The following is a 16,177-nucleotide window of genomic DNA, read 5'->3' on the forward strand; positions in this document are numbered from 1 at the left end:
GGTACAGCGGGTCAGCCGAGGTCTCCACCTCCTACCGGCAAGGTCACGCCGGTGATGTAGGAGGCTTCGTCAGAGGCCAGGAACAGAATCGCGCCGGCCTGTTCGTCGATGCTGCCGTAGCGCTTCATCGGGCTGCTGTCGAGGGTCTGGTCGACGATCTGCTGGTACCAGACCCGCTCCTGCTCGCTCTGCGGCTGGCTGTTGCGCGGGATACGGCGCGGCGGTGCCTCGGTGCCGCCGGGCGCGGTAGCGTTGACGCGGATGCCGCTGCCGGCGGTTTCCAGCGCCAGGCAGGCGGTCAGGGCATTTACCCCGCCCTTGGCCGCGCCATAGGGCACGCGGTTGACCCCGCGTGTGGCCACCGAGGACACATTGACGATGGCGCCGCTCCCCTGCTCCAGCATGTAGGGCACTACGCAATGGCAGCACCACAGCGTCGGAAACAACGAACGGCGCACTTCGGCTTCGATCTCCCCTTCGGCGTAGTGCTCGAAGGGCTTGGCCCAAATAGTGCCGCCGACGTTGTTGACCAGAATATCGATGCGCCCGAACCGCGCCCGGGCCGCAGCCATCAGCCGCGCACACTCGGCGTGCTGTTCCAGGTCAGCGGTGAGAATCAGCGCCCGTTCGTGCTGCAATTCATGCACAAGCTCCGAACGATCGACCGCGACGAGCCAGGCGCCCTCCTCCAGCAAACGTTCGGCGACCCGCCGGCCGATGCCCTGCGCCGCGCCGGTGACCAGCGCGACCTTGTTGTGAAAACGTGGGTGCATGGGCATCTCCTCAGGCCGCATCGCTGCTGGCGATGGCGTTAGGGGTGAACTTCTCGTAATGGAAACTGGCCGGGGTCACGCCTTGCTGCTTGAAGTGCTGGCGCACCGCGTCGACCATCGGCGGCGGGCCGCACAGGTACACGTCGACCTCGCCGCCGTTGAGCGCCTGATCGGGCATGTGCTGGGTCACATAGCCCTGGCGCGGGTGGACGGTGTGCGGGTCGGCCACGCAGGTCACCAGGCTCAACCCGGGCAAGCGCGCAGTGAACGCCTGCAGCGCCTCGACCAACACCAGGTCCTGATCCCGCGTCACGCCGTAGATCAGCGTGATCGGGCGGCTTTCACCACGCTGCGCGAGCACCTCAAGCATCGACAGAAACGGCGCCAGGCCGGTGCCGCCGGCCAGCAACAACAGCGGCCGTGCGACTTCACGCAGGTAGAAACTGCCCAAAGGCCCGCTCATCGACACGCTGTCGCCCGGGTGGGCGCGCTCCAGCCAGCCGCTCATCAAACCGCCGGGCACGTGCTTGATCAGAAAGCTCGCACGGCGGTCACCAGGGCGGCTGCTGAACGAATACGAGCGCGTCTGCCCGCTGTCGGGCACGCCGATGTTCACGTACTGGCCAGGCAGAAACACCGGCGCCTGATCCAGCTCGAAACTCACCTCCAGCGCGGCATCGGCATGCCGGACAATGCTCGTAAGCCTCGCGGCAAACTGCGCGGTGCCGGTCTTGCAGGCGCTGGAAGGCAGCGGCACGGCAATCACGCAATCGGACTGCGGCACCATCTGGCAGGTCAGCACCTGGCGCTCCTGGGCTTCGTCCTGGCTGAGGGCGTCTTCGATATAGTCGTCACCCAGGTCATAAGCGCCGGTTTCGCAGCGGCATTTGCAGGTGCCGCACACGCCGTCCGAGCAGTCCATGGGCAGGTTGATGCGTTGGCGGAAGGCGGCATCGAGGACCTTTTCACCGACCTTGCAGTCGATGAAACGGGTCACCCCATCCTCGAAGTTCAGGGCAATGGCATAGCGCATGGCGGTGTCCTCAGATGTGGTAGATGTCGATGACCTGGTGGATGTAGTCGTTTTTCAACACGACTTTCTTGCGCGTGATCAGCGGCTGTTCGGCGCGGGTATCAAGGCGGTAGAAAGAGGTGCCGAAATAGCTGTCCGTGGTCTTGTAGCGATGGCTGAGGGTCTGCCAGTTGAACCGCAACTCCACTTGCGCGCCGTCGTCGGCCAGCACTTCGAGGTTGGTGAGCATGTGCACGGTGCGCGGCTCGGGCGTACTGGCGCTGGAGCGCTCGGTCTTGATCCGGAAGATGCGGTCTTCCAGGCCGTCACGGCTGGGGTAGTAGATCAGCGAGATTTCGCTTTGCGGGTCTTCGGTGAGGGTGTCGTGGTCGTCCCAGGCGGGCATCCAGAACTCCACCTTGGGCGAGTAGCACGCCAGCCATTCATCCCATTGGCGGTCGTCCAGCAGGCGCGCCTCGCGGTAGAGAAAGTCCAGCAGGCGGTCACGGGGCAGGCTCATGGCTGCACCTCGCGGTCGCTGGCGATCAGCCCTTGTTGTTCGCGCTGGATCGCCCGCTGCAGGCTCTGGGCCCAGTGCGCATGCTGGCGCACAAACAAGCCTTCGTCTTCGGTTTTAACCCCGCTGAGTTGCGGGTGCATGCCCATCGCCAGGGCGTTCTCGTCGGGCCCATCGACCCACTGTTTGGCGCCATGGCTAAGGTCATTCCACAAGCTGCTCGCGCCCTGGTAACCGGTCTGGCAAGCGCGGAACTCTTCCAGGTCATCCGGGGTGCCCATGCCGCTGACGTTGAAAAAATCCTCGTACTGGCGGATGCGCGTCGCCCGCTCCTGGGCGCTTTCGCCGATAGGCGCCATGCAGTAGATCGTCACTTCGGTCTTGTCGACCGCAATCGGCCGCACCACACGGATCTGCGTGGAAAACTGGTCCATCAGGTACACATTGGGGTAGAGGCACAGGTTGCGGGTCTGGTCGACGATAAAGTCGGCACGCGCCTGGCCCAGGCGTTCGGCCAGCTCGGCGCGGTGTGCGTGCACCGGGCGTACTTCGGGGTTGAGCAGGCGCGTCCACAGCAGGATATGCCCGTGATCGAAGGCATAGACGCCACCCAGGCTTTTCGACCAGCCATTGGCGTCGACGGTACGCGTGCCTTCCGCCGCGTAATTGCGCCGGCCCATGGTCGCCGAGTAGTTCCAGTGCACGGAGCTGACGTGGTAGCCGTCGGCGCCGTTCTCGATCTGCAACTTCCAGTTGCCGTCGTACACATACGATGAGCTGCCGCGCAGCACCTCCAGACCCAGCGGTGCCTGGTCAACCATCTGGTCGATGATCACGCGGGTTTCTCCCAGGTAATCGCTGAGTTCCGGCACGTCTTCACCGAGGCTGCCGAACAGGAAGCCACGGTAGTTTTCAAAGCGCGCCAGGCGTGTGAGGTCATGGGAACCGTCGCAGTCGAAGCTGTCCGGATAAGCCCCGGTCTTTGCATCCTTGACCTTGAGCAGCTTGCCGGCGTTGCTGAATGTCCAGCCGTGAAACGGGCAGGTAAACGAGCCTTTGTTGCCCTGTTTGCGCCGGCACAGCATGGCGCCGCGGTGCGCGCAGGCGTTGACCAGCCCATGCAGGCTGCCCTGTTTGTCACGGGTGATGACCACGGGCTGGCGGCCGATCCAGGTGGTGAAGTAGTCGTTGACCTCGGGCACCTGGCTCTCGTGGGCCAGGTACAGCCAACCGCCCTCGAAGATATGCTGCATTTCCAGGGCGAACAGCGCGGGGTCGGTGAAGATGTCGCGGCGGCAACGGAAAACCCCGGTAGCGGGATCTTCCTGAACGGACTCGCGCAATTGGTTGGCGAGGCGGTCGAGTGTGCTGATCATGGGGCAGGCCCTCCGTTGTTCTTGTATCAGGCACCCTCACCGTAGGTGTTTTACCGGCTCCCCAATATCCGCTTTCTGCACATCACTATCCGCCTGGCGCAGGGCGCTTAGCGATGGCGCTTCCAGGTCTGCGACGGCAGCTCGCCGAAGCGTTTGCGATAGGCCTCGCTGAAGCGCCCCAGGTGCATGAAGCCATGGTCCAGCGCCACCTCGGTCACGCTGCGCGCAGTGCTCAGTTGCAGGCGTGCGTGCACCCGTTCGAGTTTGCGTCGACGCACGTAGTCACGCGGAGACACGCCGACCTGGCGCTCAAACAGGCTATACAGCGAGCGCTCGCTGACCTTGGCGACCGCCATCAGTTGTTCGACGCTGATGTCCTCGGCCAGGTGCTGCTCGATAAACTCGCGCACCGCCTCAAAGCCGCCGCCTTGAGCCGGCTGGGGGATCACCCGCAACACGTTGTTGGCCAGCAGTGCCAGCAGCTTGTTCGCCACGATGCGCTCATACAGGCCCTGCATTTGCGGCTCGGCGGCGTTTTCCGCCTCATGGCAGATCAGCCCCAGTAATTGCAGGAAACCATCCATTTCGCTGAGCGCATGGCGTGCCGTCGCAAAACGGATGCCCGCCGGCGGCAGGCTCCAATGCTGCTCAAGGCAGGCGTTTTCCAGCAGGCGCACCGGTAACTTGATGATGAATTTTTCGCAGTCGGCGGAATAGGTCAGGTCAACCGGGTCATCCGGGTTGATCAGCAGGATCTCCCCCGGCCCGAACACATGCTCCACACCGCGTGAATTGGAACGGCAATGGCCGGTCAGCAGGATCTGCAAGTGATAGATGGTTTGCAGCGCCACCGACGTGACCCGTACCGGCGCGCCGTAGCTGATGCGGCACAAGTCCAGGCTGGAGAAGGTGCGATGGCTGATGCTCGCCTGCGGCCGACCTTTTGGCGGCAGGCGGATACAGTGGCTGCCCACATGCTGGTTGACGTAGTCCGATACCGCGTAGGCATCGGCACGCTGGAATATCTGGCTGCGCTCACTCAATAGCACGGTCATGGTTGCGCCTCTTTTATAGTTATTGGGGCTTAATTCATTGGGCGTAGGCTGACGCCTGGGGTATGGGGCGTCCAATATGGATAAGGTCTGAATGGATACCCTGGAGGTATCGTTGGCTGTGTTGCGGCCACGTTCCAGGTCAGCGTCGGACGGTTGCGGGCCGCTTGAAAGGTGACTGATCTGCCGCGCACAAGGCTTGAAGTGCCGATGTTGACCTTCGGCCGTTACCAGTGCCGGAAACTGTGCCGCCTTGACCTGAGGGTCTGCCTGACACAATTCGCCACGATTCAACAGGCGCTCGGTACCTAGCGATACCCCCGCGCCTGAACATCGAACAACTCGGCATACCGCCCGCCCGCCGCCATCAGTTGAGCGTGGTTGCCCTCCTCCAGAATCCGCCCACCGTCCAGCACGATGATGTGGTCGGCATTGCGCACGCTGGAGAAGCGATGGGAAATCAACAGGGTCATGCGCCCCTTGGCATGCTCACGAAAGTGCTCGAACACTGCCGCCTCCGCCCCGGCATCCAGCGCGGCAGTCGGCTCGTCAAGAATCAGCAGGTCTGCCTCCTGACGCATATAAGCGCGTGACAAGGCGACCTTCTGCCATTGCCCGCCAGACAGTTCCTGCCCGCCAAGCCAGCGCCCCAATTGCGTTGCATAGGCATTGCTCAGGCGCTCGATGAATTCGGCGGCCACCCCTTGAGTCGCAGCCGTGCGCCAGCGCGCCTCGTCGTTCAACGCCTCGACATCGCCCACCCCGAGGTTTTCACCGACGCTCATCTGATAGCGGATGTAATCCTGGAAAATCACCCCGATGCGTTGCTGCAGCGTGTGTTCATCCCAGTCTTGCAGGTCGCTGCCATCCAGCAGGATTCGACCTTCGTCCGGGGTATAAAGACGCGTCAGCAGTTTGATCAGGCTGGTCTTGCCCGAACCATTCTCGCCCACCAACGCCAGGCTTTGCCCCGGCGCCAGGTGCAGGTTGATGTTGCTCAGCGCCGGCTGCTCGGCATTGGGGTAGCTGAACCCCACCTGCTCACAGCGCAGGCCATCCCCTGGACGCACGCCCTGGGTAAGCCGGCCACGCGGCACTACCACGGGGGTTTCGAGGTACTCATAAAGGTCCGACAGGAACAAACTATCGTCATACAAACCGGCAATCGCGCTGAGGCTGGCGGTAATCGCGCTTTGCCCTTGTTTGAACAGCACGATGTACATGGTCATCTGGCCCAGGCTGGTCTGGCCGCGCACGGTGTCCAACACCACCCAGGCGTAAGCCAGGTAAAACGCTGCAGTGCCCAGCAGGCCCAAGGCAAAGCCCCAGGCGTCGCGGCGCACCGTTAATTGGCGGTCCTCGGTATACAAGCGCTGGGCGTTGTCGCGGTAGCGCTTCAGGAACAACGGCGCCAGGCCAAACAGCTTGACCTCCTTGGCATGGGCTTCGTGGGACAGCAGCGATTCCAGGTAATTCTGCTGGCGGGTCTCCGGCGCACGCCGGTGGAACAGGCGGAACGCATTGCCCGAAAAATGCGTCTCGGCGAAGAACACCGGCAACGCACCGACTACCAGAATCACCAGCGCCCACGGCGAAAAATGCACCAACAGCACGGCAAAGCTGATCAGCGAGATAAGGTTTTGCACCAGGCCCAAGCCCTTTGTGACCAGACTCAGCGGCCGGGTCGACGCGCCTTGGCGCACGCGCACCAGCTTGTCGTGAAACTCGGCGTCTTCGAATTGCAGCAGCGACAGAGTCTGGGCTTTTTCCAGAATCATCAGGTTGACCTTCACCCCCAACTGCACCCGCAACAACGATTGCTGCATCGACAAGGCGCGTTGCGCGGCGGCCAGCAGCGCCAGCACACCCGCCTCGGCCAGCACATAGCGCATCACCGGCCAGACCGGCGCCTGGCTGCCGGCGGCATGAATCTGCATGGCGTGGACCACGCCATCGACAATGCGCTGGCCGATCCAGGCAGCCAACGCCGGCAACAGACCGGCAATGATCGTGGCCAGCAATAGCCCCATGAATAACGGGCGCGAGGTGTCCCACACCAACCCAAGCGCCCGGCGCGCCTGGACGGTAAACGCGCTCAATCGATTGAACAGCACCCTCAATGGCATGCACTCCCTACGGGTTCTGAAATCAGGCTGGATTGCCGGTGATGATCGGTGGCGACTTAAGCGAGAGCGGATTATGACAGGCCTCGACACCTGGCACATCAAGCGGGGAGCAGCAGTGCGCGCCAACACATAATAAAAATAGATGATCTTATAAAATAACAAGATAACAATATCTGATAATTAGCTTATTCCAAAAAAGACTTTCCACACGGTTTTTTATAGAGATATCTTCGCTTCACAGACCGACCCCATGCCTGGCGGAGGACGTACCCAAAGCCACCAGGTTGCCTACATGCCCGACATCACACGCCCCGCTCCCGTTAAAAAGTTTCACCTGTCGCTGCTGACCGGCTCGTTGCTGCTGGCCGCCGCGCCCTCCTTCGCCGAGGCTGCGACGGAAGACGCCAAGCTCGGCACCGTGACCGTGATCTCCACCGGTTTGCGTGGCCAGGAACGCACTGTCGCCGACAGCCCGGCGCCGATTGATGTGATCAACAGTGAACAATTGCTCAAGACCGGGCGCGCCGAGCTGTCCGAGGCGATTGCCAAATTGCTGCCCTCGTTCAACTTCGGCACCAATATCGCTGGCTACAACTCGGTGACGCGCCCCCTGAGCAACCGCAGCCTCGGCCCGGCGTACACCCTGGTGCTGGTCAACGGCAAACGCCGACACAACGGCGCCACCGGCCAGCGCGGTTCGATTGATAACAGCGGCGCGAATGCGGTGGACATCGACCTGATCCCGGTCAGCTCGGTCGACCATATCGAAGTGCTCAAAGACAGCGCTGCCGCGCAATACGGCTCGGACGCGGTGGCCGGGGTGATCAATATCATCCTCAAGTCCGCCAACAACGGCGGGCACCTGGAAACCAGCTATGGGCAGTTGTATTCCGGCCAGGGTGAGACCATCAAGGTGGCCGGCGACCAAGGCTTCAAACTCGGCGAGCGGGGCTTTTTCCACCTCTCCGCCGACGCCCGTAAACGTGGCGAAGCGTCCTGGAACGACAAGGCCGACAGCAGCGTGCGCGCCTTCAACGACCCGGCCAAACAAGCCGCCTGGGACCGGGTGGCGATCAAGAACGGCGACCCCGACCTCAAGGCCTTCAACCTCGCCTACAACGCCGAATTGCCGCTGGAAAACCTGACGCTTTACTCCTTTTCCACCTACGGCGAGCGCGATGCCGAGGCGGCCAACTACTTCCGCCTGCCGACCGGTCGGGCCGCCGTGCCTGAGGTATTCCCCGACGGCTACTTCCCGCTGAACAACATCAAGGACCGCGACTACCAGTTGCTGTTCGGCGGCAAAGGCCAACTGGCCGAATGGAACTGGGACCTGAGCACCACCTACGGGCGCAACAACGTCCACCACTCCAGCGACCTGAATATCAACCCGTCGCTGGGCACCGCCTCGCCCACCAAATTCGACAACCTGGCGACCTTCCGCTTCGAGCAATGGGTCAACAACCTCGACTTCACGCGCCGCTACGACAGCCTGTTCAACCTCACCTCGCCGGTGCAGGTCTCGGCTGGCCTGGAGCATCGCTGGGAGCATTTCAGTACCTTCGCCGGCGACCCCGAAGCCTATATCACCGGCACTTACCCGGCCGCCTCGGGCGCGCAGGCCGCCGTCACGATTCGCCCCGAGGATGAAGTCAGCCTGATCCGCAACAACTACGCCGGCTACCTGGACCTCGGGTTTGACCTGACCGAGCGCTGGTTCCTTGACCTGGCCGGCCGGGTGGAACATTACGACGATGATTCAGGCAACACCTTCGGCCTGAAGGTCAATTCGCGCTACGAACTGACCGACACCGTGGCGGTACGCGGCACGGTCGGCACCGGTTTCCGTGCGCCGTCGCTGACGCAGATCGGCTACACCGTGGCCGACAATCGGGTGGCCGTCGATGTGAACGGCAATGTGGTGCCCGCGGTCACGCGCCTGACCCCTTCGGGCAGCAACCTGGCCAAGGCGCTGGGCGGCGATGACCTCAAGCCGGAGAAGTCACGCAACCTCGGCCTGGGCCTGACCTGGCAACCGGCGCCGCGCACCAGCATCACCGCCGACGCCTACCTGATCGACATCGATGACCGCATCGCCCTCACCAGCAATATCTATGACCAAGGCAATGGCGCGGTCAATGCGATCCTCGCCGCCCAGGGCGTGCCCACCGGCACCTGGGTCAATTACTACACCAACGCCTTCGACACCCGCACCCGTGGCCTGGACGTGGTCGCCGACCACACCACGCCACTGGATGCCTGGGGTGATGTGCGCTGGAGCCTGGGCTTCAACTGGAACAAAACCACGATTGAAGGCTCCCGTGACACGCCAAGTGCACTGGCGGGCTCAGGCGTGACCCTGGTGGGCCGCGACCGTGAAGGCGACCTGACTGACGCCTCCCCAAAAACCAAGTGGATCCTGGGCGCCAACTGGAAGGTCGAGGACCTGGCCGTCAACCTGCAGACCGCGCGCTACGGCGCGGTCAAGACCCTGGCGGTCAACCCCACGGGCGACCGCAGCTTCGGCGCCAAATGGATCACCGACCTGGACGTGAGCTACACCTTCGTCGACAGCCTCACCGTGAGCATCGGTGGCACCAACATCTTCGACGTACGCCCCGACAAACATGCCGTCTACAGCAACCTGGGCCTGGCGGCCTACGGCAACCCACCGTTCTACCCGGGCGGCGGCTACTGGTACACCAAGCTGGCCTACGACTTTTAAGCCGAATCGAAAACGAGGGCACTCCATTGAATAGATCCACATTGCCAAGCCGTCTGCTGGCCTCCTGCGCCCTGGCCTTGAGCCTGACCGCCTGCTCACCTTCGGGTGATCAGGCCCAGGCGAGCAAGACCCTGAATATCGCCTTCTTTGGCGACAACACCACGCTGGTCAGCGTCGACCCGTTCCAGGTCTACTGGCTCGAACACCGGGTGCTGCTGCGCAATGTCGCCGAATCCCTCACCGACCAAGACCCGCAAACCGGCAAGATCATTCCCTGGCTGGCCAAGAGCTGGGAGGTCAGTGACGACGCGCTGACCTACACCTTCCACCTGCGCGACAACGTGACCTTCAGCAACGGCGAGCGCTTCGATGCCAAAGCAGTGAAGACCGCCTTCGACAGCGACAAGGCACTGGCTACCGCGCTGCCGGCCACCTTCGGCGCCACCTACCTGGCGGGCTTTGACCACACCGAAGTGGTCGACGACTTCACCGTCAAACTGGTACTGGCCAAGCCCAACGCAGGGTTCCTGCAAGCCACGTCCACCACCAACCTGGCGATCCTCGCGCCCGCTTCCTATGCATTGACGGCCAAGGAGCGCTCACTCGGCAAGATTATCGGCACCGGGCCGTTCGTGCTGGCCAGCTACACGCCGGAAGTCGGCGCCCACCTGACCAAACGCAAGGGTTACGCCTGGGCCTCGGCCAATATGAAAAACCAGGGCGAAGCGCACCTGGAAGCCGTGGACATCAGCTACATCCCTGAAGAAAGCGTGCGCAACGGCCTGTTCCTGCAAGGCAAGGCCGACATCCTGTGGCCGCGCAACCCGTTCTCGGAAGTCGACCTGAAACTGTTCCAGTCCAAGGGCGCGACCATCCAGAGCCGCTCGCTGCCGGGCCCTGCGTTGAACCTGTACCCCAACACCCGTGGCGAACGCATCCTCGCCGATCAACAGGTGCGTCTTGCAGTGCAGAAGTCCATCGACCGCAAGAGCTACGCCAGCACCGTGTACAACGCCGAGTTCCCGGTGGTGGACGGCATCTTCGACGTGACCACGCCCTACTTCAAAAGCCAGGGCAGCAAGCTCGGCTACGACCCTGCAGGTGCGGAGAAACTGTTGGATCAGGCCGGTTGGGCCAAAGGCGCCGACGGTTACCGGCAGAAAAACGGCAAGCGCCTGAGCTTGAGCTACAACATCAGCCCGGCCGAAACCGCCGGTGACGTACTGATCCAGGACCAACTGCGCAAGGTCGGTATCGAGTTGAAACTCAGCGTGGTGACCCGCGCCGAATGGGTGGCCAACAACTCCGCCGGCAACTACGACCTGACCATCAACTACATGACCCGTGCCGACCCGATCATCCTGCAGACCATCCTCGATCCGCGCAGCGCCAACAGCTCCACCGTGGCCACCAACACCTACGAACCGGCCGTCCTGCAAACAGCCACGGCGCTGTTTGATGCCGGGATCACCGCCACCCAGAGCCAACAACGTGCAGCCGCCTACGGCGACCTTCAAGACCTGTTGATTGATCAAAGCTCGGCATTCCCGGTGTATGAGCGTGTGTGGCAGGCGGCGACGTCGGCCAAGGTGAAAAACTTCCGCTGGACCGCCGAGGGCTTCGCGCTGCTGGGTGATATCGAGATCGGCACGCCATGAGCCGCTACCTGATCGGCCGTGTCGGCCAGGCCCTATTGGTGCTATGGGGCGCCTACAGCATCACCTACTTCATCCTCTATCTGCTGCCGGGTGACACGCTGTCGATCATGCTCAGCGCCTCGGGCATGGAAGCCGACTCGCTGTCGGTGGCTGACCTGGCCAAAGCGCGGGCCTATTACGGGCTGGACAAGGGCCTGTTCGAGCAATATGTCGACCTGCTGCTGGGTGCGTTGCGCGGGGACTTCGGCCAGTCGCTGTCGCTCAACCGCCCGGTGGCCGAGTTGCTCGCCGAACGCCTGCCGCAGACCCTGTCCCTGGCCGGCCTGGCGATTGTGCTGTCGTTGGTCGGCGGCATCGGCCTGGCCTACCTGACCGCCTACATTCGCTGGCAACCGTTGAAAAAAGCCTTGGCGCGTTTGCCTTCCCTGGGGTTCTCGGTGCCGGTGTTCTGGATGGGCCTGCTGCTGATCCAGGTGTTCGCCTTCGGCCTCGGCTGGTTCCCGGCCACCGGCAGCCGTGGCGTTGAAAGCCTGGTGTTGCCGGCGATCACCCTGGCGATTCCGAGTGCGGCAGTGTACGCCCAGGTGCTGCAGCGCAGCTTTCAGGGGGTATGGAAAGAGTCGTACATCGCCACGGCTTACGCCAAGGGCCTGAGCCGTGGCCAGGTGCAGGCGCGCCACGGGTTCAAGAATGCGGCGCTGCCGATCCTCACGCTGATCGGCCTGCAAGTCGGCAACACCGTGTCCGGTGCGGTGCTGGTGGAGACCATCTTCGCTCGCTCCGGCATCGGTCGCCTGGCCCAGGAAGCGGTGCTGCGCCAGGACATTCCGGTGGTACTGGCGATTGTCGCGGTGTCGGCGGCGGCATTTGTAGTGGTCAACCTGCTGGTCGACCTGCTCTACCCCTGGCTCGACCCGCGCATCTCCCACACGCCAAAGGTGTCCTGAACCATGACGATCCTTGAGCAGAACCTGGGCCGTGCGGCCCCCTTGTGGCAACGCCGAACCCGTCGGCAACGCGCATCGGCGGCGGTGCTGCCCTTGCTGCGCAGGCCCGGCTTCAGCCTGGCGCTGCTGATCGTAGTGTTCGCTTTAGTCGCAGCGGTAGTGCCGCAATGGCTGACCAGCTTCGATCCCTACGCCACCGCGCCCGCCGTGAAGCTCAGCGCGCCGAACCTGAGCCACTGGTTCGGCACCGATGAACTGGGGCGCGACCTGTACACCCGCGTGGTCTACGGCTCCAGCCTGTCGGTGTTGGCGGCCTTTCTGGCCGTGGGTATCGCGCTGCTGGGCGGGCTGGGCCTGGGCATTCTGTCCGGTTTTGCCGGTGGCCGAATCGATGCGGTGATCATGCGTTTTGTCGATGTGTTGCTGGCCCTGCCCGGCCTGCTGCTGGCCCTGGCAATCGTCACCGCCATCGGCTTCGGCACGGTGCCGGTGGCCATCGCCGTGGGCGTCGGGATAATTCCGGGGTTCGCCCGCACCACCCGCGCCGAGGTGCTGCGGGTCAAAACCCTGCCTTACGTCGAAGCCGCACGCTTGGGCGGTGCCAGCTGGGGCCGGACCTTGCTGCGGCACATTCTGCCGAATGCCTGGGGCCCGGTGGCGGTATTGGCGACCCTGGATTTTGGCGCGGCCATCCTCGCTACCGCGGGTCTGAGCTTTCTCGGCTTCGGCGCCGCCCCGCCGGCGGCGGAATGGGGCACGCTGATCGCCAACGGGCGGCACTTTCTGATCACGGCGCCCTGGGTGTCCCTGCTGCCGGGCCTGTTCCTGGTCGCGGTGGTATTCAGCCTTAACCATATCGCCCGCACTTTCGAGGAGATCCAGCGATGACGGCTTTAGTGGATGTTCGTCAACTCAGCGTCAGCTACCGGCACGGCAACTTGGCGGTCAATCGTCTGTCGCTGACCATCGCCCAAGGCGAGACGCTGGCGATTGTCGGCGAGTCTGGCTCGGGCAAATCGACCCTGGCCAACGCGATCCTCGGCCTGTTGCCGGATAACGCACAGATCAGCGCCGGTGAGCTGTGGGTGGACGGCCACGACCTGACCCACGCCAGCGAACGGCAGAAACGCAACCTGCGCGGGCGCACCATCGGCCTGGTGCCCCAGGACCCGATGGTCAGCCTCAACCCGACCCTGCGCGTCGGCCAGCAGATTGCCGAAGCGCTGGTGCTGGCCAAGGGCAAGCGCTACCCCGGCGTCGACGCCGATATTGTCGAGTTGCTGCAACAGGTGGGCATCGACAAGCCGGTGCTGCGCGCACGCCAGTACCCCCATGAGCTGTCCGGCGGCATGCGCCAGCGCGTGCTGATCGCCATCGCCCTGGCCGGCAACCCGCGCCTGATCATCGCCGACGAGCCCACCAGCGCGCTGGACGTAACAGTGCAACGCAAGATCCTCGACCACTTGCAGCGCCTGGTCAGTGAGCGTGGGATTTCGTTGTTGATCATCACCCACGACCTCGGCGTGGCGCTTGACCGCGCCGACCGCATCCTGGTGATGCAGCAAGGCGAGGTGGTCGAACAGGGCCCGCCACGGCAAATCCTGGTCGCGCCCCGGCACGACTACACGCGGGCACTGATCGCTGCGGCCCCGGCGTTCGCCAAACGTCGGGAACCCCTGGCGCGCCGTGACTCGACGCAACCACCGATCCTGCGCCTGCAGAACGTCGGCAAGAGCTTCGCACTGCCCAAAGTCAAGGGTGAGGACGCGACGCTTGTGGCGCTCGAGGACCTGAGCCTGCAGGTGTTCCCTGGGCAAACCCTGGCCATCGTCGGTGAGTCCGGCTCGGGAAAAAGCACCGCACTGCGCATCGCCCTGGGCCTGGAGAAACCCAACAGCGGGCGGGTGTGGTTCGAACAACAGGACGTCACCGACCTCAGCTGGCGCGACTTCCGCCCGCTGCGCCAGCGCCTGCAACTGGTGCAGCAAAACCCGTTTGCCGCGCTGGACCCACGCTTCACCGTGTTCGACAGCATCGTCGAGCCGCTGGTGTCGTTCGGTTTGCTTAAAGGCGCGGCGCTGGAGCACGCAGCGCGTGAGTTGATCAGCCGCGTGCACTTGCCCGTGAGCTTTCTGGACCGCTTGCCGCGTGAGCTGTCGGGCGGCCAATGCCAACGGGTCGCCATCGCCAGGGCCCTGGCGCTCAAGCCCGACCTGTTGCTGCTTGACGAACCGGTGAGCGCGCTGGACGTGTCGGTGCAGGCGCACATCCTCGACTTGCTGCAAGAGTTGCAACGCGAGATGGGGATTGCCTATGTGCTGGTGTCCCACGACTTGTCGGTGGTCGCCAACTTTGCCCATGAGGTGCTGGTGTTGCGCAATGGCCGGGTGATTGAACAAGGTTCGGTGGAGCGGATCTTCAATGCGCCCGCCAGCGATTACACGCGTGAGCTGATTGCGGCCATCCCTGGCCGACAAGTCACCGCAACCGCCGCTTGAGGCTTACTGCGCCGCGCAGTCACGCGCCGTGATGCCCTTCTCCTGGGCATACGCGGCCGACTTGGCTTCGATCAACGGGCGCAAGGTGGCGCGGTCGGCCTGCAGCCAGTCGGTCACCAGCACCCACTTTTGCCCGTCCCACTGCTGCACCCGGGCTGAGCCGCCGCCTTCATGGTCGGCGCAGGACAGCTTCAAGGGTGCCAGCAGCCCTTCGAAGCCCATGGCCTTGAGGCGTGCGGGGTCGATATCCAAGTGCTCAAACGCCCAGCGCGTTTCCTCGCCGTTGAGTGCCCGGTTGCCGAATTTGGCCTGGCCGGTGCGCAGCGCTTCCACGGCGATGGCGGCATTGATCAGGCCGATGTTGTAGTAGACCTTGCCGAAGTAGCTGGGGTCCTTGAGGTTGCTTTTGCCCGGTTCGAGGATGAATTGCTTGAGCTTTTTATGGATCTCGAAGGTGTCGCCGCCAGGGAATGGCGCCAGCGCCTGGTAGCCTTTGGCGGCGGTTCCAGCGGGGATCACATCGGCTTCGGAGCCGGCCCATACGTCGCCGATCAGGCGGTCCACCGGCACGCCAAAGCGCACGGCGGTTTTGATCGCGACCGGCGTGGACACGCCCCAGGTGCGCAGGAATACCCAGTCCGGGTTGATCTGGCGAACCTGGCGCCATTGGGTGGATTGCTCGTTGCCCGGGTCGGCCACGGGGATCTGAATATTCTCGAAACCGTATTTTTCGGCGAGCAATTGCAGGGCGGCCTGGGTTTCGCGGCCGTAGGCGGAATCATGGTAGACGGTGACGATCTTCTTGCCCTTGAGCTTGTCCAGGCCGCCTTCGCGCTGCGCGATGTAGTTGATACCGAGCGACGCCTGCCCGTAATAGTTGAGCAGCAACGGGAACGCATACGGGAACACACGGCCGTCGGTAGACTCGGTACGCCCTCCGGCGCCGTCGATCAACGGGGTATGGTCGACGGCGGCACGGTCCATCAACGCATAGGAGGCCGGGGTGCTGTGGGTGAAGAAGAACCCGGTAGGCGCGCCATCCAGGCCGGTCTTGTAGCGTTCATAACATTCGATGATGCGGTCGGTCTTCCACTCGGTCTCGCATTCCTGCCAGACCAGCTTCACGCCGTTTACCCCGCCTTCGACCTCGTTGATATAGCGGAAGTAGTCGATCTCGCCCGCCCACCATGGGATACCACTGGAGGCATACGCGCCGACCCGGTAGGTGGCCAGCGGAATGAACTGTTGATCGTTGGCGGCCTGGGCGACGGTAGACAGCGGCCCGCCCAGAGCTGCGAGTGCCAGCAGGCTGGCGATAACTGTGCGTTGCAAGACGTTGTGCATGGGTGTGGGTTCTTATGAAAGGTGGGGATTTCCCTCCCGTTGTCGGGTCAGCTCAAGCGACTGACAACACAATTCATGCCAAGCCGTTAGAGCGCCAATGTGGAAGCAGGCGTGCCCGCGATAGCCGTGTGTCAGCCAATGCCTGTGTC

12 protein-coding genes are annotated in these 16,177 nt (G+C 63.4%); 5 read left to right on the forward strand and 7 right to left on the reverse strand.

Going from position 1 to position 16,177, the window contains the following annotated elements:
* Positions 1 to 11 precede the first annotated feature (11 nt).
* The 6 genes from LRS56_11995 to LRS56_12020 all read right to left on the reverse strand — a co-directional run bounded on the left by LRS56_11995 (position 12) and on the right by LRS56_12020 (position 6,856).
* The gene (locus LRS56_11995; protein ID WDU65106.1) at positions 12 to 773 is read right to left on the reverse strand and encodes a 1,6-dihydroxycyclohexa-2,4-diene-1-carboxylate dehydrogenase; all 762 of its coding nucleotides are present in this window, start codon (positions 771 to 773) and stop codon (positions 12 to 14) included.
* A gap of 10 nt (positions 774 to 783) precedes the next feature.
* Positions 784 to 1,806, reverse strand: coding sequence for a benzoate 1,2-dioxygenase electron transfer component BenC (benC, locus tag LRS56_12000; GenBank protein WDU65107.1), 1,023 nt, complete (start codon positions 1,804 to 1,806; stop codon positions 784 to 786).
* A 10-nt stretch (positions 1,807 to 1,816) separates the two neighbouring features.
* Entirely contained in the window at positions 1,817 to 2,305 is a 489-nt protein-coding gene (benB, locus tag LRS56_12005; GenBank protein ID WDU65108.1) for a benzoate 1,2-dioxygenase small subunit, read from the reverse strand.
* Positions 2,302 to 3,678 carry a Rieske 2Fe-2S domain-containing protein gene (locus tag LRS56_12010; GenBank protein ID WDU65109.1) on the reverse strand — a complete coding sequence of 459 codons (1,377 nt, stop codon included), beginning with the start codon at positions 3,676 to 3,678 and terminating at the stop codon, positions 2,302 to 2,304. The genes benB and LRS56_12010 overlap by 4 nt, the downstream gene beginning before the upstream one ends.
* Before the next feature lie 107 nt (positions 3,679 to 3,785).
* The gene (locus LRS56_12015) at positions 3,786 to 4,733 is read right to left on the reverse strand and encodes an AraC family transcriptional regulator (protein ID WDU65110.1); all 948 of its coding nucleotides are present in this window, start codon (positions 4,731 to 4,733) and stop codon (positions 3,786 to 3,788) included.
* A 305-nt stretch (positions 4,734 to 5,038) separates the two neighbouring features.
* The gene (locus tag LRS56_12020; GenBank protein ID WDU65111.1) at positions 5,039 to 6,856 is read right to left on the reverse strand and encodes an ABC transporter ATP-binding protein; all 1,818 of its coding nucleotides are present in this window, start codon (positions 6,854 to 6,856) and stop codon (positions 5,039 to 5,041) included.
* 292 nt (positions 6,857 to 7,148) lie between these two features.
* Between LRS56_12020 and LRS56_12025 the strand changes: the two genes are divergently transcribed.
* The 5 genes from LRS56_12025 to LRS56_12045 are packed head-to-tail and all read left to right on the forward strand — an operon-like array spanning position 7,149 to position 14,684.
* Positions 7,149 to 9,581: a TonB-dependent receptor gene (locus LRS56_12025; GenBank protein ID WDU65112.1), complete on the forward strand. Its 2,433-nt coding sequence runs from the start codon at positions 7,149 to 7,151 to the stop codon at positions 9,579 to 9,581.
* Between the two features lie 26 nt (positions 9,582 to 9,607).
* On the forward strand, positions 9,608 to 11,239 hold the full coding sequence (locus tag LRS56_12030; protein WDU65113.1) for an ABC transporter substrate-binding protein: 1,632 nt from the start codon (positions 9,608 to 9,610) through the stop codon (positions 11,237 to 11,239).
* Entirely contained in the window at positions 11,236 to 12,186 is a 951-nt protein-coding gene (locus tag LRS56_12035; GenBank protein ID WDU65114.1) for an ABC transporter permease, read from the forward strand. Before LRS56_12030 ends, LRS56_12035 begins: the two co-directional genes overlap by 4 nt.
* Before the next feature lie 3 nt (positions 12,187 to 12,189).
* Positions 12,190 to 13,074: an ABC transporter permease gene (locus tag LRS56_12040; GenBank protein WDU65115.1), complete on the forward strand. Its 885-nt coding sequence runs from the start codon at positions 12,190 to 12,192 to the stop codon at positions 13,072 to 13,074.
* Positions 13,071 to 14,684, forward strand: coding sequence for an ABC transporter ATP-binding protein (locus LRS56_12045; GenBank protein ID WDU65116.1), 1,614 nt, complete (start codon positions 13,071 to 13,073; stop codon positions 14,682 to 14,684). The genes LRS56_12040 and LRS56_12045 overlap by 4 nt, the downstream gene beginning before the upstream one ends.
* Positions 14,685 to 14,687: 3 nt before the next feature.
* Here LRS56_12045 and LRS56_12050 read toward each other — a convergent pair whose 3' ends face one another.
* Positions 14,688 to 16,028, reverse strand: a complete 1,341-nt coding sequence (locus LRS56_12050; protein WDU65117.1) for an ABC transporter substrate-binding protein — start codon at positions 16,026 to 16,028, stop codon at positions 14,688 to 14,690.
* Between the last annotated feature and the right edge of the window lie 149 nt (positions 16,029 to 16,177).

Origin of the sequence: Pseudomonas poae (assembly GCA_028869255.1) — a bacterium.
Lineage (GTDB): Bacteria > Pseudomonadota > Gammaproteobacteria > Pseudomonadales > Pseudomonadaceae > Aquipseudomonas > Aquipseudomonas poae_C.